The following is an 18,438-nucleotide window of genomic DNA, read 5'->3' on the forward strand; positions in this document are numbered from 1 at the left end:
CTGGTTCACTATCGGTCAGTCAGGAGTATTTAGCCTTGGAGGATGGTCCCCCCATCTTCAAACAGGATACCACGTGTCCCGTCCTACTCGTTTTCACTGTAAAAGCATTGTCGTGTACGGGGCTATCACCCTGTATCGCTACTCTTTCCAGAGTATTCCACTAACACTAATACAACTTAAGGGCTACTCCGCGTTCGCTCGCCGCTACTAACGGAATCTCGGTTGATTTCTTTTCCTCGGGGTACTTAGATGTTTCAGTTCTCCCGGTTTGCCTCCCAACACTATGTATTCATGTTGGGATAGTGCATAAATGCACTGGGTTTCCCCATTCGGATATCTGCGGGTCTAACGCCTCTTACCGGCTTCCCACAGCTTTTCGCAGGTTAGTACGTCCTTCATCGCCTCTGACTGCCAAGGCATCCACCGTGTACGCTTATTCACTTAACCATACAACCCCAAAATGTCTTTGAAATCGTACAGTGTGTTTAAGGTTCACAAATAAATATTGTTACCTTGTTTTTTACTACTATCAGCTTGCCAAATTGTTAAAGAGCGTTGAGCATAAAGCTCAAAGAGAAATACTTCACAAGGAAGAACTTATCTTTGAGTTTTCAAACAGTAATTTACTTCAGATGATGTTTTTTTATCTAAGTAATGGTGGAGTTAAGCGGGATCGAACCGCTGACCTCCTGCGTGCAAGGCAGGCGCTCTCCCAGCTGAGCTATAACCCCATATAGTATGGTACATTCGTTGTCAGGCTAGGCGCAGTGAACCGAAGCATACTTAAAGTATGTGAGGGTCGCTGCAACAACGCCTGGCGGCGAATTGGTTGGTCTGAGTAGACTCGAACTACCGACCTCACCCTTATCAGGGGTGCGCTCTAACCACCTGAGCTACAGACCAGCCGTAACCGCAATGGTTCTTACTGTTTGCTCTACGTTACAATCAATCATCTGTGTGAACACTTATAACTTCAGTTCACTTTAGGTAAGGAGGTGATCCAACCGCAGGTTCCCCTACGGTTACCTTGTTACGACTTCACCCCAGTCATGAATCACAAAGTGGTAAGCGCCCTCCCGAAGGTTAAGCTACCTACTTCTTTTGCAACCCACTCCCATGGTGTGACGGGCGGTGTGTACAAGGCCCGGGAACGTATTCACCGTGACATTCTGATTCACGATTACTAGCGATTCCGACTTCATGGAGTCGAGTTGCAGACTCCAATCCGGACTACGACGCACTTTTTGGGATTCGCTCACTATCGCTAGCTCGCCGCCCTCTGTATGCGCCATTGTAGCACGTGTGTAGCCCTACTCGTAAGGGCCATGATGACTTGACGTCGTCCCCACCTTCCTCCGGTTTATCACCGGCAGTCTCCCTGGAGTTCCCGACATTACTCGCTGGCAAACAAGGATAAGGGTTGCGCTCGTTGCGGGACTTAACCCAACATTTCACAACACGAGCTGACGACAGCCATGCAGCACCTGTCTTACAGTTCCCGAAGGCACCAAGGTATCTCTACCAAGTCCTGTAGATGTCAAGAGTAGGTAAGGTTCTTCGCGTTGCGTCGAATTAAACCACATGCTCCACCGCTTGTGCGGGCCCCCGTCAATTCATTTGAGTTTTAATCTTGCGACCGTACTCCCCAGGCGGTCTACTTAGTGCGTTAGCTGCGCTACTCACAGTACAAGACCACGAACAGCTAGTAGACATCGTTTACGGCGTGGACTACCAGGGTATCTAATCCTGTTTGCTCCCCACGCTTTCGCACCTGAGCGTCAGTATTGTGCCAGGGGGCCGCCTTCGCCACTGGTATTCCTCCAAATCTCTACGCATTTCACCGCTACACTTGGAATTCTACCCCCCTCTCACATACTCTAGCATGCCAGTTTTGAATGCAATTCCCAGGTTGAGCCCGGGGCTTTCACATCCAACTTAACATACCGCCTACGTGCGCTTTACGCCCAGTAATTCCGATTAACGCTTGCACCCTCCGTATTACCGCGGCTGCTGGCACGGAGTTAGCCGGTGCTTCTTCTGCGGGTAACGTCAAGAATATGTGCTATTAACACACACCCCTTCCTCCCCGCTGAAAGTGCTTTACAACCCGAAGGCCTTCTTCACACACGCGGCATGGCTGGATCAGGCTTGCGCCCATTGTCCAATATTCCCCACTGCTGCCTCCCGTAGGAGTCTGGACCGTGTCTCAGTTCCAGTGTGGCTGATCATCCTCTCAGACCAGCTAGGGATCGTCGCCTTGGTGAGCCATTACCTCACCAACTAGCTAATCCCACCTGGGCATATCCTGACGCGAGAGGCCCGAAGGTCCCCCTCTTTGGCCCGTAGGCATCATGCGGTATTAGCCATCGTTTCCAATGGTTATCCCCCACATCAGGGCAATTTCCCAGGCATTACTCACCCGTCCGCCGCTCGTCAGCAAAGAAAGCAAGCTTTCTTCCTGTTACCGCTCGACTTGCATGTGTTAGGCCTGCCGCCAGCGTTCAATCTGAGCCATGATCAAACTCTTCAATTAAAGTTCTTTCTGTCACCGAAGTGACGCTCAGTCTTACTGACTTAAAACATTTCTGTAATAGTCACTCAACCGATAAATTTCATTTTTGTGAAATCCATCATAAGTGCCCACACAGATGATTGATTGCGAATTGTTAAAGAGCGTGCTTCGCTTACGAAGCGGGAGGCGTATATTACACTTCCCGGATTTTAAGTCAAGCGTGACGAAGATTCTTTACAACAAAAACTCTCGTCACACCCGACTTGTTTTCTCATTTCACCGCGTTAAACACCACCGTGAAGCGAGGGCGCCATTTTAGTGATTTAAGCCAGTCTGTCAAGCGTCTTTTTGAAAGATTTTTGCAAACCGTCTTAACTCACCCGAGACACCCAAACTGCAGCACCCCGTGGCATGGCGCGCATTATAGGGCGTTTTTACATTGCTGCAAGCGGTTATTTGAGAAAACAGTTCAACCGCTGCTTAATTAAACAAAATAACTAACTTTTACCGAACCGCTGCTTTACGGTTGTTATATTCAGCAACCATCTGCTGCATTTGGCCTTCATCGTATGGCATCAGATTGCTCAGGATCATCCGTTTCTCACCTTTACCTATCTGCTCACCCTGCTCCGTCAATGCAAACTCCAATAATGCATTACCGCGTTTGCCATCAACTAATAAAGAAGATTTCGTCAGACTCAAATCGACTTCTTGTTCAGGTAAGCGGCTAAAGCTCAACGCCATACTCTCATAAATAACAAGTGGCCGTGTCGGGTTAATCATCACCTGATGCTGCTGCATCAACGGTTGCAATATATGCGGGAAGTTCTGACCGGAGAATTTCACATAATCGCGGATCAGCGGTTCAATCACTGCCGGCTCATGCTGACAAGTACCGCTGCGCTGCAACGACAAATACACTTTGCCCTGGCTGTCGCAAATGCTGATCAGATTATCCTGCTCTTTACATTGCAGCATGACATCAGCACCAACCATACCGGCAAATTGACAACTCAGTTGTTCAGTAACGCCATACCGGGTGAGTAAGTAAGAAAACAACAAATCACCGGGGACACAAAAGCGCTTAGCATCTTCGTCATGGATCGGATTGAAATCTGTCGCCACCTGTTTGGCAAACTCACATGCCTGTTTCCGGCTAAAACTAAAACCTTCACTGCTTTGGTTCACGTACTTTTCTAACAACATCGATCACTGACTCTCTTCCACTACAAGCCGGTCATTCTACCCAAATTTAAAGCAGTAATGGTCCAGCCAGTAAAAAGTTAATATCCAAAGCAAAAATATGCTTGCTTTTTAAACACCGACAAACTACTGTACATCCATACACTGTACAAATAAACATATAGAGGCTGATATGTACAATCGTTTACCCGGCAATTTATACCACCGTTTTACCAAGACAGCTTATAACGATAGCAGCTTACTAAAAATACATTCGGTGACCGATAGCAATGCGGTCGCTTCTGATGACTCACGACACAGTTTGCTGCAGCTTATTCAGCAGCATCAGCACCAACAAGGTTGGATCCTACTGATAGCCCCCACTTATATACCTGATAAAGAGTGGGCAGAACACCATCAATTGTCTTTGCACAATATTTTGGTCGTACACCAAAAGCAAATCAGCGATCTGGGAGCAACAATTAAACAAGCATTAAACTCCGCCAGCTGTAAGGTGGTTATCAATTTTGCCGGGCAGTTAGATGCACTACAACTGGACGCTTGCCGTAAATTGGCGGTAGGCAATAACACTTGGTTTTATCAGTGTGAACAAATGCAGCAGCTACAAGTAACACATTAACCAATGTTGTATGCTCAGACGACAAATTTAGCAACCTAAGGTAAAATGACCGCTTTATGCCGGTAAATAAGTTTCAATATGCGATGTTATTGCGGTTCAACACAAGCATTTGAGCTCTGCTGCCAACCTTTTTTAGCCGGAATGGCCAACGCAGACAGTTGCGAACAATTAATGAGATCACGCTACAGCGCTTACTGCCTGCGTGATATTGACTATATATACCGTACTTATCATTCTTCTGTGCGCGCTGATAACCCCAAACAGGCTCTGGCGGCTTTTGCTGCCAATAGTCATTTTATCGCCCTTAAAGTGCTGTCTTGTGAACAAGATAGCCAACAGGGCTATGTCAGCTTTAATGTCCGCTATATGCAACAGAATGTGGTGTATGAATTTACTGAACGCTCACGCTTTGTGTTTGAAGACGCCTGGTATTATGTTGATGGTGTTTTGGCAGACACGGCGCCGGTCAAAGTAAATCGCAATGCTCCCTGCCCCTGTAACAGCGGGAAAAAATTCAAACAGTGTAATCTGCACAGACTATCCGGCAGTTAGTATACGCCCGGCATACCACTAAGCCGCACTCATACCATGCAGTTGTTGCAGCACTTCATAAAGCCCGGCAGGATTGGCTTCCGGTCTATCCGGTGTCGATTGCTGCAGACGTCTGCGGCTGTGCAGGCTCAGGCTTTGCCATATGTCGTCGCCCAGGCGGGTCTTATTGTCATATTGCGTTAACGGTGGCTGATTCAGATAAGTTGCTAACTTTAATTGCGCTAATCCGCCCTGACGCAGTGCGACACTGTGTTGCTGCATTAAATCGATATCAGTCTCAGTTTGGCAAAAAGCTCTGGCTTGCTGCACACCAAGTTGTTGCAGTAAGTTCTGCTCAATTCGCTCTGTGACTGCCTGGGGTGTAAAAAACTCTGCCGACTCATCTACTGCAGGTGTAAGCCAAGCGAGGTACAAGGCAAAATCGGCCCGTTGCGAGTTTTGCAAGGCACGATTTAATTTGCCATTGAGTTGCCACTCATTGATGACCATGGTCATTATCAGTTAATTCACCGGTAAAAGTGTTGTCTTGTTGGAATTATCGGCAGTCAGACAAAAAAGTTTAGTAAATGGCTTTACATAAAAAGGGAGTTTGATAATATGCCGTCCACTCGTGGAGGGGTTCCCGAGTGGCCAAAGGGATCAGACTGTAAATCTGCCGGCACTGCCTTCGAAGGTTCGAATCCTTCCCCCTCCACCATCTCCCGCTTTATCAGCACTTGGTTTTCTGTCTAACCTCTTTTAGTACCCACAGCAAACAAGCATTTTTACTATTGTTACTAATCTTCTTGCTTATCACCGGGTTATTTCCGACACTTAGTTTGTTCATTTCAATACTATGTGGTGCCGATGGATAACAAGACGCTTGAGAATCAACGGGTATTAATAGTTGATGATCAACGGGCCTTTCAGCTGATGTTTAAAGGTATCCTCTACTCTATGGGAGCAACCAATGTTGCTTTCGCCCCTACCGGCGAGCAGGCTTTGGCAAAATGCGCCAACGTCAGCTACGACATTTTATTTGTTGATTATCACTTAGGCATCGGCAAAAACGGCAAGCAACTGCTGGAAGATTTGCGCGAAAAAAAATTACTGGCCCCGCACAGCATTTTTATGTTGGTTACCGGCGAGAACAGCGTCCCTATGGTAATGAGTGCGGTAGAGCTGGAGCCGGACGACTATTTAGTTAAACCTTTCTCACAAAATGTATTGCGCAGCAGGATCCAACGCATTAAACGCAAGAAAACTCAGTTAGCCGCTCTATATCAGGCGCTGTTTGACCAGCAAACTGAGCAGGTCATTGGCTTGTGTCAGCAAGAAATTGCCGGCGAAGGTCGCTATCAGCAATTTTGTAAGCGGGTATTGGTCGAAAATTTAATTGCCCAACAACAATACGACCAGGCAGAGCAAATATTACAAGCCACATTGTCACAACGACGAAACGGCTGGGCCTTGCTGCTGCAAGCCAGGCTCTGTTTTGAGCAACAACGTTATGAAGAGTCGTTACTGTTATGCCAGGAAGCGATAGAAGATAATCGCTATTTCGCTGAAGCCTATGACATTCAGGCACAAGTTTATCTTGCACAAAAAGAAGCGGAACTGGCTTTCAGCAGCATTCAAACTGCTGCAGAAATTGCGCCGTATAATATGGCCAGGCAATATCTGTTGCTTGATATCGCCAGAGAACTAAACAACGTTTCGCAACAGGTTCAGGCCAGCAAACAGTTATATGAGATTACCCGGCGCTCCGTAAAGCAGGACGTTGTACATTTGCTTAATTATATCCGCACCATAATCGATGCTGCGGTGGGGGCGGAAGATACGGCAATCCGCAACCGCTATCTGCAGGAGGTCTCCCTGGCATTACAACGGGTAAAACGCGACGACAACATGACCCGTGAAATTGACTTTAATCTATTTGAAGATCTGTGTCAGGCCAGGTTGGAGTCGCTCAGTGGTGCACAGTATCAGGCAAAAAAAACCTATGCCGCTGTTGCTGAACAATTGCAACACGAGCATCAGGTGTTACCGGATGCGATATTCTTACTCAACCAAATTGGTGAATTTGAGCAAGCCACAGCACTGAAGCAATTGCTACCTGCAGAGCATATGAAAAATCCGCTGTTAAAGGCCTTGTTTAATGATCAACAAAGTTTCGTTGATCAAAAACAGTTGCAGTTTGGCGAACTAAACAAAGCCGGCATTCAACATTATAAAGCGGGTGACTACACAGCAGCTGTCAGCCGGTTTGAAGCGGCGTTAGAGCTGGCACCGATGAATACCGGCTGTGCGCTGAACCTGATCCAGGCCTCTATTCAACTGCTGAACAGCCAACAAAAACGCAAGTCTGTTGAATTATTCGAGCGTTGTAAAAAAACCTTCCGCGTTGTTGACAATATGCCGCTACCGGAGCATCACCGCGTGCGCTACAAAGAGCTACTGCAACAGTTCGGCAAGCTACGGGAGGAGTTTCGCCGCTAATCAGCAGTGCCAAGTTGCGATGCCAGCTCGCTGACCAGGGCACTGGCTCCGATACGCATGCCGGAGCTGGTGGCGATTTTTCCGCTAATATCTTCGTACAACTGCAGCAAATCTAATGCCTGTGCCACAGTCCGGATACCACCGGATGCTTTAAAACCAATATCTCTGTCTGCAGCCGCAATAACGGTTAGCATAATACGTGCAGCCTCGTGCGTAACGCCAACCGGTACTTTACCGGTTGACGTTTTAACGAAATCTGCTCCGCATTCAATTGCCAGTTCAGTCGCTTTGGCCACTTGCTGGGCCGTGACCAGCTCACCGGATTCAATAATGATCTTCAGGCAGCAGCCGGCACTGGCCTGGCGTATGTCATACAGGAAACTTTTTACCAGCCCGTGCTCACCTCTGAGTAAAGCTTTGTATGGCAGCACACAGTCGATTTCTGTTGCCCCTGCCATAATCGCCTGCTGAATTTGTTCACAAACCAGATCAGCCGGTAAATCACCAGAAGGAAAATTCACGACTGTTGCCAACGCAGCCTTTGCCTGGCGCTCCGGCCAGGCTTGCAGTACGGGTAAATATTGCGGATATACACAGTACGCCGCAGCCGGCATCGACGGTACATTGTTAAGCCAGTCGGTGAATGAGCTCTGAGTTTCAGTGTCGTTTAATCTGGTGATATCAAGCAATTTCGCCAGCTGCTGCAAGCGTAATAGATTCGTCATAAGTTTTGGTCCGCTAATATCGCAGCCATGCAGGCTGTCTGATCATTATTTACATGCACTCTGTTGATGGCGTGGAGCTTAAACCAAATACCTGCAAGAAAGCAAAACCCGCAGGGGGAAAAATAATTGAAAATATTTTGAATTATTCCGCACGGTCGCAGTCCTATTTAGCAGTAGTTGTTAAGTGGTATCTGTTCTCTCCTGTTTCGATGTCCTAGTGTTTGCGCCGGTATTAGTACCGGCGCTTTTTTTACAATTCCAGCTGATATTGATGCTGCCTGAGCCAGATTTTTGCCTGCTCAGCCTGAGGATAATGCTCTGCGACCAACTGCCAAAAACGTGCTGAATGATTCAGGTGTTTAAGATGGGCCAGCTCATGCACCACCACATAGTCTGCCACCCAGGCAGGAGCCATCAACAAGCGCCAGTTAAACCCCAGCTGTGCTGTATTTTTACAATAGCCCCACTTCGTCCGCCAGTTGCCAATCACCAGGTCTGCTGCTTTAAGCTGCATCCTGTTTTGCCAATAGCCAACCCGTTCAGTAAACCAATTTACGGCCTGTGTTTTATACCACTGTTGCAACAATGCCCGGACGCGGTTGTTATAGCCGTTGGCCTGCGTACGGCAAGATACGGTAACAACCAAGCTGTCGTTGCACAGGTCTACCGACGATTTTACCGCACGGCGTAACTCCAGTGTCAGCATAGTGCCAAGCAGCGGCACTTGCTGCAAAGTCAGCCAATCTGGTTTCAACTGCGCGGCGCTCTGCTGCAGATGCTTTAAGATCCACAGCTGTTTTTGTTCTACCAGTGTTTTAACATCAGCAAGGCCATAACCCAGCGGTGCCCGAACCGTCAGCTGGCCTTGTTTAATTTGCAACGCCACGCTGCGCCTTCTGGCACTGTAATGCACGCTATAACGGAATGACTCGCTTTCTACAACTAAGGCTGACAAAGAACTACTCCGGCTGCTGACTTATCGGTAACACTTAGGTTGTCATTGTGCCACAGCAGCAGATAAAGTGTTATGATCCAACCACTTTGCCGCATTTAACAGATTAAGGGCCAGCAGCAACATGAAAATTATTTCTTTTAACATCAATGGCATTCGTGCCAGATTGCATCAATTGCAAGCATTGATCGACAAACATCAGCCGGATATTATCGGTTTGCAGGAAATAAAAGTACATGACGATGAATTCCCGCTGGCCGATGTACAGGCGATGGGTTATCACGTGTACCATTTTGGCCAGAAAGGCCACTACGGCGTGGCCATTTTAAGTAAGCAACCGGCTGTAAAGATGCAATATGGCTTCCCCACCGATGAAGCAGACGCGCAGCGGCGCATGCTGATTGGCAGCTTTGCCATGGCCGACGGCACACCGCTGACGCTGCTGAACGGTTATTTTCCACAAGGTGAAAACCGTGAACATCCGATCAAATTTCCCGCCAAAACACGATTTTATGCCGATTTACAACAGTATCTGCTTAGCCACCACACACCGGACGAGCTGGTCGCTGTTATTGGCGATATTAATATTTCTCCGATTGATTTAGATATCGGCATTGGTGAAGCCAACGCTAAACGTTGGCTGCGGGAAGGCAAAACCTCATTTTTGCCGGAAGAACGTGCCTGGCTGCAACGTTTGAAGGATTGGGGCCTGATTGATACTTTCCGTGCGCTGCATCCGACAGCCGACGCAAAGTACAGCTGGTTTGATTACCGCTCTAAGGGGTTTGATGATAATCGCGGTCTGCGCATAGATGTTGTAATGGCCACAGCACCGTTGGCTCAACGTTGTATTGAAAGCGGCATAGATTATGAGTTACGCGGCATAGAGCGGCCATCTGATCATGCGCCGGTATGGTCCGTGTTTAACTAAACTGTCTTTGGTGGCTGTATGGTGTTACAGCCACTGTTTAATAAAGGTTTTATCCAATTGCTGGTAGGCCTTTTGCAATAACACGGCCAAGTCCCGGTAACAGCCGGGTTGTGATACCGGCGCCAACTTAATACCATGCTGCTGCATTTGTTGGCTGATGTGTTGATACCAGGCAGCAATAGACGGCGGTAACGGTGTTGCTGAGCGAACTCCCAGCCAATACCAACCCTGCAAGGGTAAACCGGCCAGAAAAAGCAACATAGTTAAAATTTGCGGCAAATGTGACATACCCAGATAACTAAGTTGGATTACTGCACTGAGCAATGCCAGCGCAGGTAAATAGCGCCATGCTATTGCAGTAAGCAAAATAACCTTATTTTCTACAAATAAGCTGTTTAACTCGGCCTTAGCCGGCCACTGCTTACTGTATTCGCGCCCTGCCCGCAAGGTCGTATAAAGAGGATACTGCATTACCACCCCCAACTTCATCAAACTTCTGTTCAAACGATAGCATAAAATCGGCCCGGTTACCTCTGCAACGGCCACAGCCGCCCATGCGCAAGCAGCATCACCTGGCAATAGCGTGCAGAAATCTACACAATAAATCAGTTGCAAACCGGATTTTCAGCGATATAACTGATAACAGCAGCGGGTTTCAGCATTAGCTGGTACTGAAACTCCTTTTTTATTGCTATTAATACCGGCTTTAAGTTAAACCCAACCTAACAAAAAATATGCCAATACAAAATACTATTAACTTACAGAAAGATAGCAACGTTAAACAGCGTTACACACAAAGTTATCCACAAAATCTGTGGACAACCCAAAGCTATACAGGGTGCTGAAACGGCCGCTGGTGTCAGGTTATTTGCCAACCAAAACACAGGGTTCAACAAAAATTCATATTGAATGCGTCAAATTGTCATATTTGGCAAAATTACCCTCTTTGATTTACTGCAGCTGACAACGGATATCGCCGCAGTAATACTGCCGATTGCAAGATGATGTCTTGAGTCCGGGCCGCAACCTGGATTAGGATAAGGACTCAAATCACTTTACGGATATATTGCCGTTGTTAACCTGGCTACCACAATTGACCGGACTTGATGGTATCGCCGTCAGAAGCCCGGCCAGCGGAATGATCTTGCCGTTAAGCGCACATCCGGATCTGTTATATAACGCAAATGTCTTAGCGCTGGCTTTGTGTATCAAACTGCAGCACGGTACACTTGTGGCGCCTTTTGCCGGGCATTACAGTGCTTGTCTGCAGAGTAACCGCCGGTTACGCTTCAAACACAGCAGCGGCTTAACCGCGCAACTGGATTTACCCCGCAGCCTGGCAAACAGTAACAGTAAAGGCGTTATAACATTAACGGCTCCGGGCAGTTTGGTCAGCAGCGGTCAGCCGGTAGTGAAGCTTGATTTACAGTCCCTGCAAGGAGACAGCGGTTGCTATGCGGTGCTAATGCTATTGCCGCATCCGGCGATACAAAAGGTTTTTTGCGCCGCACGTTATGTCGGAGCGGCAGAAGATACAGCAGTAATTATTCAGCTCAATAATAAGTAACCTATATGACGATTATCTACGGTATTAAAAATTGTGACACGATAAAAAAGGCCCGTAACTGGCTGGAGCAACAGCAAATCCCTTATCAGTTTATCGACTATCGCACCGACGGACTAACATCTGAACAGTTACAAGCGTTTAGTCAGCAGTGCGGCTGGCAGAATTTGCTTAATACCCGCGGAACAACTTACCGCCAACTGCCTGACAGCGACAAAACAGATCTGGATGAATCAAAAGCACTGGCACTGATGTTAGGGCAGCCGGCAATGATAAAACGGCCTTTGTTGGTGCACAATAATGAACATCACCTTGGTTTTAAGCCGGCAGATTATCAACGTATTTTCGGACTCTCAACATGACAGCAACCAGTGCGGTAATTGCCTTAACCAAAGATCTTATCTCCCGCCCTTCGGTTACACCGGACGATGCCGGTTGCCAACAGTTGATGGCGCAGCGCCTGTCTGCTGTGGGGTTTGACATTGAAGTGATGCACTTTGACGATACCTTAAATATGTGGGCTCGGCGTGGTAACGGTAAACCGGTGTTTTGTTTTGCCGGCCATACCGATGTGGTGCCAACAGGGCCGGTGGAGCAATGGCATACGCCGCCGTTTGAACCCACCATTATCGGCGATACCTTATATGGCCGTGGTGCCGCAGATATGAAAGGCAGCCTGGCAGCGATGGTAGTAGCGACAGAGCGCTTTTTGCAACGTTTCCCGACACCAAAATTTGACTTAGCTTACCTTATTACCAGTGATGAGGAAGGCCCTTTTATCAACGGTACCAAAAGGGTGATTGAAACCCTGGAAGCACGTCACGAGAAAATCAGCTGGTGCATTGTCGGCGAACCATCCAGCAGCCAAAAGGCCGGTGATGTGGTCAAGAACGGCCGGCGCGGCTCTTTAACCGGCCATTTGACAGTAAAAGGTATCCAGGGGCACGTTGCCTACCCGCAACTGGCCGATAATCCGGTGCATAAAGCGGCGGCCGCTTTGGCAGAGCTGGCAGCAGAGCAATGGGATAACGGCAATGCCTATTTTCCGGCTACCAGTTTCCAAATTGCCAATATTCATGCCGGCACCGGGGCATCAAATGTGATCCCGGGCGAATTAAAGGTCATGTTTAACTTTCGCTACAGTACACAAAGCAGCGCAGAGCAATTACAACAGCGCGTTATCGCACTGTTGGATAAACACGGTTTAAATTATGCGTTGGACTGGACACTAAACGGCCTGCCATTTCTGACCGACAGTGGCAGCCTGGTGGCAGCCACGGTTAAAGCAATTTACCAGGTACAAGGCTTTGAAACGCGGCTGGAAACCAGCGGCGGCACCTCAGATGGCCGTTTTATTGCGCCTACCGGTGCCCAGGTGGTTGAACTTGGCCCCTGTAATGCCACTATTCATAAAATTAATGAATGTGTGTCAGTAACCGATCTGGAGCAACTGGCAAAAATGTATGAAGCCGTATTGGAGCAGCTTGAACTGAGTTTATGACAACCATCAGCCATGACATTCTGACCGGCCTGAGCGAACAGCATCTGCTGACCGGGCCGGACGGTTTTATGCTGCATAAAGACGTGGCAGCTCCCTTTGCTGCAATGTGCTTAGCGGCGCAAGCTGATGGCATTAGTATAAAAATTGTTTCAGCTTTTCGCTCGTACCAGCGCCAGGCCGCGATTTGGCAAGCCAAGTTAACCGGCCAACGGCCGGTCTATAACAGCAACGGCGAAATTATTGATATACACCGTTTAAGCGGCGCAGATAAATTGCACGCTGTGCTACTGTACTCGGCCTTGCCGGGCGCCAGCCGCCATCATTGGGGCACTGAGCTGGATCTGTATGATGCCGCCGCAGTGCCACCAGAGTACCGGCCACAGCTTGACCCGGCGGAATACAGCCCGGGTGGGCCTTTTTACCGCTTGCAGCAGTGGCTGAGCGCGCATGCTGCAGAGTTTGGCTTTTTTCTGCCCTACCGCCAATTTCAGGGTGGTGTGGCTGCCGAGCCCTGGCATATCAGCTATCAACCGCTGGCAAGCGAGTATCTGTCAGCTTTTGATGCCGGTATGCTGCGCCAATGCATCAGCCGGCACCCGCTGGCAGAGCAGCAAACCGTACTGACACAGCTGGACGACATTTTTCGCCGTTATGTAGTAAATATCTGTCAGGCCACGCCATGAATTGGCCGCTGTTTTGGGCTTTGGCGTTAGCGTTTGGCGTGGTGCTGGGTAATATTATGCTGCTGAAACACGCGGCAAAGTTAAAAATGCCCTCAATGCCGCAACAGCAAAAGGGCAATACAGAACAGAATGCTGCTACTCAGCAGAGCCCTCAGCGCGATCAAACGCCGAATAGCCCTGAATAAAACGTTGCAACTGATCGCGTAAATTAGGCGGCGTACCTTTGATCAGCAAGGTGTCGCTGTGTGGATCATACTGCACCCTGTCACCAAGCAGTTTTTGCTCAAAACTTAACGACAGCCCGGCACCCTGGCCGCTGAATTTAATCAATTTTTTCAGCTCTTTTACTTCCACCGGAAACTGCTCCGCCACTTCAAGCTGTTGCTCCTGGCAATAGCGTAAAAAGCCTTGCTGCTCCTGTTCATCTATCACCGCCGACAACTCGGTTAATACCACATCCTGGCCGGCTTTAGCGCGCTCTTCACAGTAGCTGAACACTTGCTTGCGGGCATCGTTTTTCTCGTTGCTGTCAAACTCAGCCGCACTAAAGTATTCCTCTACCGACGCCAACACCACCTTACTGTTCACTCTGGCATCGGTGCCTTCTTCACAGCCGAGAAAATCAAGGAAGAAGTCTGCCACTTTGCGCCCGGCACGGCCGCGGATAAAGCTGATGTACTTGCCCTGCTCCGGCGAAGTTTGATACTCGGTTAAATCAATCCGCGCGGCCAGTTGCATACGGGCAATATCCAGATGCCGTGATGTCGCCAGCTCCAGCTCTTCGGTCAATGAGAAATGATCCTTACTGCCCAACAGGCAAAACAGCAAATAATCACTGGCCAGATAACGGTAATGACAAACCAGCAAATAGCCGCTCTCTGCTAACTGATGAGCCTGTAATTGTTGTTCCAGCGCCGCAGTTGAGGTATTGGCCAGTACCAAAAAGTCTGAGGTTTGCTTTTGCCAGTCGTGCAGTACTGTCATCACCTGCGGATCTTTATCGGCGCTGAAAGCAGCATAGCCTTTAGCCGGTTTACCATTGTAGGCCAGATGCAACTGCTCGACCAAATGCGCCACAGCTGCCGTAGGTGCAACCAGTGACGGCCGGTAGTGTGCTTTACTCTGTGTTTGTTCATCCGGAGCGAGGTAATTTATTGCCAACTGCTGCACATCTACTGACATAACTTTTCCTGTTTAAAATGAATTCTGTTACTATTCTACCTGTTTAAACCACATGACTTGCGGATAATTCATGCCAATTGTATCAAAGTATTCCACCGCGCAGATTGAAAAACTGGTAAATCAATTACTGGACGTGCTGCACGGCGAAAAAGCCACCACTGAACTGAGCTTAATGTGTCTGGGTAACGCTATCAGCCACGTGGTTAACAGCAGCGTACCTGCTGCACAGCGTGAAGCTGTGGTTAGCCATTTTAACCAGGCTTTAGCTGATGCCGTAACAACGAAGGTTAACTAAGCGCTTATGGTGCTGGAAAACAACCTGTCACTGGTTAAAAAAGTGAACCGGCTGCTTAACTGGGGCCACTGGTTCAGCTTCTTTAATATCCTGTTGGCTCTTGTTGTCACCTCGGTTTACTGGCTATCCGAACCTGGCCCGGTATCTGCACTGGGTTGGTTATATTTGCTGCTGAACTGGGTTGGCCACACTGCCTTTTTATGTTTTATGTTTTTTATCCTTACCGTGTTTCCGGTGTCGCTGGTATTTCCTTATCAGCGCCATGTGCGCGGTATGGCCGCCATTCTGGCAACAGTGGCCCTGGTGCTGTTAATTTTTGATGCCTATGTTTATGCCAGCCTGGGCTATCATATTGGCAGCGCCTCGCTGGACCAGGCCATAGAGTTACTCCGCCAGCAAATTGTCACCAATTTACGTAATTTTGTGCTGATTGTATTGGCGGTTGGCGCGCTGTTACTGGCTGTTGAGCTGACAATAAGCAATTATTGCTGGAAGAAAGTAGAGCGGTTAAAACAGTCCGGCGTGGCGACACCGTTATTTGCCATTTTTATCGGCAGCTTTATGCTCAGCCATCTGCTGCATATCTATGCGGATGCCAACTTAAAATACGACGTCACGCGGCAAGACAACGTGCTGCCGCTATCCTACCCTGCTACCGCCAAAACTTTTTTAGCCCGCTATCAACTGGTTGATTTAAACAGCAGAGCACAGCAACAACTCGACAAGCTCAGCTTGCCCGGCAAACTGGACACCGGCAATGCAATACAATGCAGTGCTGAACACAGCAAAACCAGCACCTTGTTGCTGATCAGCGAACAACTGAGCCGTGCCCAACAAAGTATATTAAGCCAACAAGGTTTAAAGCCGTTGGAGCAGCACTTTGCGCCAAAAACAGCCAACGAAGCCCTGCTTAATTTGTTGTACGGTAAGTTTTGGATTGATGAAAACAGCCAGACACCGCTTGGCACCGAACCGGGTTGGCTGGCACAATTACCACAAGGGCTGCTCAGCATCAGCCGCGACAATAATACGCAGCCGGTAAATCTGCCTTGGTTGAAAACAGCCACAACGACCAGCCGGTACGCCATTATTTTTGACAACGCGCCCGAGCAACGTTGGGCGCAATATAAGCAGTACAACAACATAGTGGTAATGACCACTACCGGTAAGCACCAGCAGTTTAATCTGGCACCGGCGCAAGTATGGTCAAACTGGACAGCACTGCGTCAATTGCAGCAACATCAGGTTACCCAGCATCTGGACTGGTTACCGACTTTGCTGGCACAGGCCGGCTGTCGCTCTCAGGCCAGTTGGCTGGGCGACAATCTGTTAAAACCGCTACCATTACCCAAGCTTAATATCAGTGGCGAGGAAATTATCAGCTTCAAAAAAGATAAAATGGTGATCCTGCGCGCCGATGGCAGCTATGGTGTCTGGTCGGCCGGCACCTTAGTACCGCTGCAGGAAAAACCGGATCTGCCAATGCTAACCGATGCGTTAAAACGGATTGAGCAGGTAAATAACTAAAGCGGGTGCCACCCGGCATACCGCTGTTTAATGTTTGGTTCCCGACGGCCGCTTCGGCGGCCTGCCGGCCAGTTCCAGCTCTGCCAAATGCAACATATTAGTAAGCGCTATCGGTACCACCGGCAGCTGAAAACGCTCCAGATAAGCGATCTCAGCCTCCTTTAACATCTGCTGACATAGCTGATCATACATACTGAAACCATCATAGGCTAACGGCTCGTGCAGCTCTGCCAGTTTCAACTCACGCTGACGGCGCATAAACCAGTGCAGCAAAAACTCATACTGCTTTACATCTAACCATTGCCGCCAATCCATATCTGTCTCCGTTAATGCTATTACATGGCCTTGTACGTCAGCATTGATAAAAGCGATTACAGCAAGCAGATTAATTCACTTTAAACAATAATGAGAGCAGCTATCATTTGTCTCATAGCACCTACTGAGGATAGCAACATGACCAAGACCATTACATTTGCCATTATGCATTTTACCATTGCCTTCGCCGTTACTTACTTGATCACCGGCAGCTTTGTACTGGGCGGTTTGATTGCCGTAATAGAGCCGGCGGTAAATACGGTTGGTTATTTCTTCCATGAGAAAGTCTGGCAGAAATACGGCAAGGCAGAGCTGGCAGCAAAACCGCTAAAGTACTTCATTTAAAGCGCTTCAGCTAAAGTGCTTAGGTTGATAACGCTTAATCACCGGGTCTCAGGCCGTTTCCCGGCACCAGTGTTGCTGCTGCTCTGCGCTTAAAAAACTCCAGGCCAGAATACGGCTTACTTTCTGTCCCTGGCGCATCTCAATCACCTCAGATTGCACTGCTCCAACACTACGCAACAGTTTTTGCAGCGGTGCCAGGTGTTTTTGCTGCGACACCAGGCTGCTAAACCAGCACACCTGCGGTTTGAACAGCTGGCTTTGGCTAATCATCCGGCTGACAAACTTAAGCTCACCGCCATCACACCACAGCTCATGTTGCTGGCCGGCAAAGTTACGTCCACTTTGCCCTGCTTTAGCAAGATTAGTCCATTTACGGTTACTGGCCGCGTCCGCTTCTGCTGCAGAGGCAAAAAACGGCGGATTACACATGGTTAAATGAAAGCGCTGCTCAGCGGCTATTACGCCGGAAAATATCGCGTTTGCATCCGGCTGTGCCACTATGCTGATACGCGGCTTTAGTGCGGCGTTAGAGGCTACTATCAGTGCTGCGGCTTTAACCGCTACCGTATCAATATCGGTGCCGGTTACCTGCCAGCCATAACTTTGCACGGCAATAATCGGGTAAATAACGTTAGCGCCGGTGCCAATATCCAGCAGTTGGATCTGTTTACCGGTTGGTAACGCCGGATAACTGCGCGCCAGTAAATCTGCCAGGTAATGCACATAATCGGCGCGACCCGGAATTGGCGGGCATAAATAATCCTGCGGCAATTGCCAGTATTTCACCTGATAATACTTTGCCAGCAGTGCCTTATTCAGCATCAGTACCGCCGCCTGGTCGGCAAAATCAATGGTTGGCCGGCCATCAGGATTAGCACGCACAAAGGCGGCCAGTTGCGGCTCTGCGCCAACAAGGGCGGGAATATCATAACGGCCCTGATGAAGATTACGTGGATGAAGTAACTGCGGTGAAGACACGGTTTGCGCCAGCCTGTTAAAAGAAAAACGGCGCATAGTTTACCACGGCACAGCTAATATAAAGCAGCCAGGCAAA

General features: G+C 48.6%; 20 protein-coding genes, 3 tRNA genes and 2 rRNA genes. 13 read left to right on the forward strand and 12 right to left on the reverse strand.

The features are described 5' to 3' along the window. The 5 genes from ACTZWV_RS15725 to ACTZWV_RS15745 all read right to left on the reverse strand — a co-directional run. Nucleotides 1-447, reverse strand: a 23S ribosomal RNA gene (locus ACTZWV_RS15725); the annotation flags it as partial. A 208-nt stretch (nt 448-655) separates the two neighbouring features. Next, a tRNA-Ala gene (locus ACTZWV_RS15730) sits at nt 656-731 on the reverse strand. Nucleotides 732-826: 95 nt separating this feature from the next. Beyond that, a tRNA-Ile gene (locus ACTZWV_RS15735) sits at nt 827-903 on the reverse strand. Nucleotides 904-988: 85 nt separating this feature from the next. Next, nucleotides 989-2,533 (reverse strand): 16S ribosomal RNA (locus ACTZWV_RS15740). A 483-nt stretch (nt 2,534-3,016) separates the two neighbouring features. After that, a complete protein-coding gene (locus ACTZWV_RS15745) occupies nt 3,017-3,718 on the reverse strand; it encodes a DUF3581 family protein (RefSeq protein WP_444787455.1) in 702 nt (233 codons plus the stop codon). Nucleotides 3,719-3,887: 169 nt separating this feature from the next. On the opposite strand from ACTZWV_RS15745, the gene ACTZWV_RS15750 reads away from it, so the two are divergent. Together ACTZWV_RS15750 and ACTZWV_RS15755 are read left to right on the forward strand one after the other, a co-directional pair. Next, nucleotides 3,888-4,334 carry a hypothetical protein gene (locus ACTZWV_RS15750; protein ID WP_444787456.1) on the forward strand — a complete coding sequence of 149 codons (447 nt, stop codon included), beginning with the start codon at nt 3,888-3,890 and terminating at the stop codon, nt 4,332-4,334. A gap of 171 nt (nt 4,335-4,505) precedes the next feature. Beyond that, a complete protein-coding gene (locus ACTZWV_RS15755) occupies nt 4,506-4,886 on the forward strand; it encodes a YchJ family protein (protein WP_444787457.1) in 381 nt (126 codons plus the stop codon). A gap of 18 nt (nt 4,887-4,904) precedes the next feature. On the opposite strand, the gene ACTZWV_RS15760 is transcribed toward ACTZWV_RS15755, so the two are convergent. Next, a complete protein-coding gene (locus ACTZWV_RS15760; protein WP_444787458.1) occupies nt 4,905-5,381 on the reverse strand; it encodes a VC2046/SO_2500 family protein in 477 nt (158 codons plus the stop codon). A gap of 117 nt (nt 5,382-5,498) precedes the next feature. On the opposite strand from ACTZWV_RS15760, the gene ACTZWV_RS15765 reads away from it, so the two are divergent. Together ACTZWV_RS15765 and ACTZWV_RS15770 are read left to right on the forward strand one after the other, a co-directional pair. Beyond that, a tRNA-Tyr gene (locus tag ACTZWV_RS15765) sits at nt 5,499-5,583 on the forward strand. 149 nt (nt 5,584-5,732) lie between these two features. After that, nucleotides 5,733-7,364 carry a response regulator gene (locus tag ACTZWV_RS15770; protein ID WP_444787459.1) on the forward strand — a complete coding sequence of 544 codons (1,632 nt, stop codon included), beginning with the start codon at nt 5,733-5,735 and terminating at the stop codon, nt 7,362-7,364. Here ACTZWV_RS15770 and deoC read toward each other — a convergent pair. Beyond that, nucleotides 7,361-8,089: a deoxyribose-phosphate aldolase gene (gene deoC / locus ACTZWV_RS15775; RefSeq protein ID WP_444787460.1), complete on the reverse strand. Its 729-nt coding sequence runs from the start codon at nt 8,087-8,089 to the stop codon at nt 7,361-7,363. The two genes, ACTZWV_RS15770 and deoC, sit on opposite strands and share 4 nt — an antisense overlap. A 250-nt stretch (nt 8,090-8,339) precedes the next feature. Continuing rightward, on the reverse strand, nt 8,340-9,044 hold the full coding sequence (locus ACTZWV_RS15780; RefSeq protein WP_444787461.1) for a M48 family metallopeptidase: 705 nt from the start codon (nt 9,042-9,044) through the stop codon (nt 8,340-8,342). Between the two features lie 121 nt (nt 9,045-9,165). Here ACTZWV_RS15780 and xthA point away from each other — a divergent pair, with 121 nt between their 5' ends. Then, a complete protein-coding gene (gene xthA / locus ACTZWV_RS15785) occupies nt 9,166-9,972 on the forward strand; it encodes an exodeoxyribonuclease III (RefSeq protein ID WP_444787462.1) in 807 nt (268 codons plus the stop codon). A 24-nt stretch (nt 9,973-9,996) separates the two neighbouring features. On the opposite strand, the gene yfbV is transcribed toward xthA, so the two are convergent. Continuing rightward, nucleotides 9,997-10,443 (reverse strand): terminus macrodomain insulation protein YfbV, encoded by a 447-nt coding sequence (gene yfbV, locus ACTZWV_RS15790; RefSeq protein WP_444787463.1) that lies wholly within the window; start codon nt 10,441-10,443, stop codon nt 9,997-9,999. Nucleotides 10,444-11,044: 601 nt separating this feature from the next. Between yfbV and ACTZWV_RS15795 the strand changes: the two genes are divergently transcribed. Genes ACTZWV_RS15795 through ACTZWV_RS15815 form a run of 5 tightly spaced genes read left to right on the forward strand, consistent with a single transcriptional unit; the run spans nt 11,045 to nt 13,905 of the window. Continuing rightward, nucleotides 11,045-11,539 carry a PTS glucose transporter subunit IIA gene (locus ACTZWV_RS15795; protein WP_444787464.1) on the forward strand — a complete coding sequence of 165 codons (495 nt, stop codon included), beginning with the start codon at nt 11,045-11,047 and terminating at the stop codon, nt 11,537-11,539. Between the two features lie 5 nt (nt 11,540-11,544). Next, complete coding sequence (locus ACTZWV_RS15800; protein WP_444787465.1) at nt 11,545-11,898, forward strand: ArsC family reductase; 354 nt, start codon at nt 11,545-11,547, stop codon at nt 11,896-11,898. Continuing rightward, a complete protein-coding gene (gene dapE, locus ACTZWV_RS15805; protein WP_444787466.1) occupies nt 11,895-13,037 on the forward strand; it encodes a succinyl-diaminopimelate desuccinylase in 1,143 nt (380 codons plus the stop codon). Before ACTZWV_RS15800 ends, dapE begins: the two co-directional genes overlap by 4 nt. Beyond that, nucleotides 13,034-13,720, forward strand: coding sequence for a M15 family metallopeptidase (locus tag ACTZWV_RS15810; protein ID WP_444787467.1), 687 nt, complete (start codon nt 13,034-13,036; stop codon nt 13,718-13,720). The genes dapE and ACTZWV_RS15810 overlap by 4 nt, the downstream gene beginning before the upstream one ends. A gap of 56 nt (nt 13,721-13,776) precedes the next feature. Beyond that, complete coding sequence (locus tag ACTZWV_RS15815; RefSeq protein ID WP_444787653.1) at nt 13,777-13,905, forward strand: hypothetical protein; 129 nt, start codon at nt 13,777-13,779, stop codon at nt 13,903-13,905. Here the strand turns inward: ACTZWV_RS15815 and yejK are convergent. Beyond that, a complete protein-coding gene (gene yejK, locus ACTZWV_RS15820) occupies nt 13,856-14,902 on the reverse strand; it encodes a nucleoid-associated protein YejK (RefSeq protein WP_444787468.1) in 1,047 nt (348 codons plus the stop codon). The two genes, ACTZWV_RS15815 and yejK, sit on opposite strands and share 50 nt — an antisense overlap. Before the next feature lie 70 nt (nt 14,903-14,972). Between yejK and ACTZWV_RS15825 the strand changes: the two genes are divergently transcribed. Together ACTZWV_RS15825 and ACTZWV_RS15830 are read left to right on the forward strand one after the other, a co-directional pair. Next, nucleotides 14,973-15,197: a YejL family protein gene (locus ACTZWV_RS15825; RefSeq protein ID WP_305554790.1), complete on the forward strand. Its 225-nt coding sequence runs from the start codon at nt 14,973-14,975 to the stop codon at nt 15,195-15,197. 6 nt (nt 15,198-15,203) lie between these two features. Next, nucleotides 15,204-16,724, forward strand: coding sequence for a DUF3413 domain-containing protein (locus tag ACTZWV_RS15830; RefSeq protein WP_444787469.1), 1,521 nt, complete (start codon nt 15,204-15,206; stop codon nt 16,722-16,724). A gap of 27 nt (nt 16,725-16,751) precedes the next feature. Here the strand turns inward: ACTZWV_RS15830 and ACTZWV_RS15835 are convergent, their stop codons facing one another. After that, nucleotides 16,752-17,039 (reverse strand): hypothetical protein, encoded by a 288-nt coding sequence (locus ACTZWV_RS15835; RefSeq protein WP_444787470.1) that lies wholly within the window; start codon nt 17,037-17,039, stop codon nt 16,752-16,754. A 138-nt stretch (nt 17,040-17,177) separates the two neighbouring features. Between ACTZWV_RS15835 and ACTZWV_RS15840 the strand changes: the two genes are divergently transcribed. After that, nucleotides 17,178-17,384: a DUF2061 domain-containing protein gene (locus ACTZWV_RS15840; RefSeq protein ID WP_444787471.1), complete on the forward strand. Its 207-nt coding sequence runs from the start codon at nt 17,178-17,180 to the stop codon at nt 17,382-17,384. Nucleotides 17,385-17,432: 48 nt separating this feature from the next. On the opposite strand, the gene rlmF is transcribed toward ACTZWV_RS15840, so the two are convergent. Further along, entirely contained in the window at nt 17,433-18,398 is a 966-nt protein-coding gene (gene rlmF, locus ACTZWV_RS15845) for a 23S rRNA (adenine(1618)-N(6))-methyltransferase RlmF (RefSeq protein ID WP_444787472.1), read from the reverse strand. Between the last annotated feature and the right edge of the window lie 40 nt (nt 18,399-18,438).

This window comes from Rheinheimera sp. NSM, from assembly GCF_052380015.1.
In the GTDB taxonomy this organism is placed as follows: Bacteria; Pseudomonadota; Gammaproteobacteria; order Enterobacterales; family Alteromonadaceae; genus Alishewanella.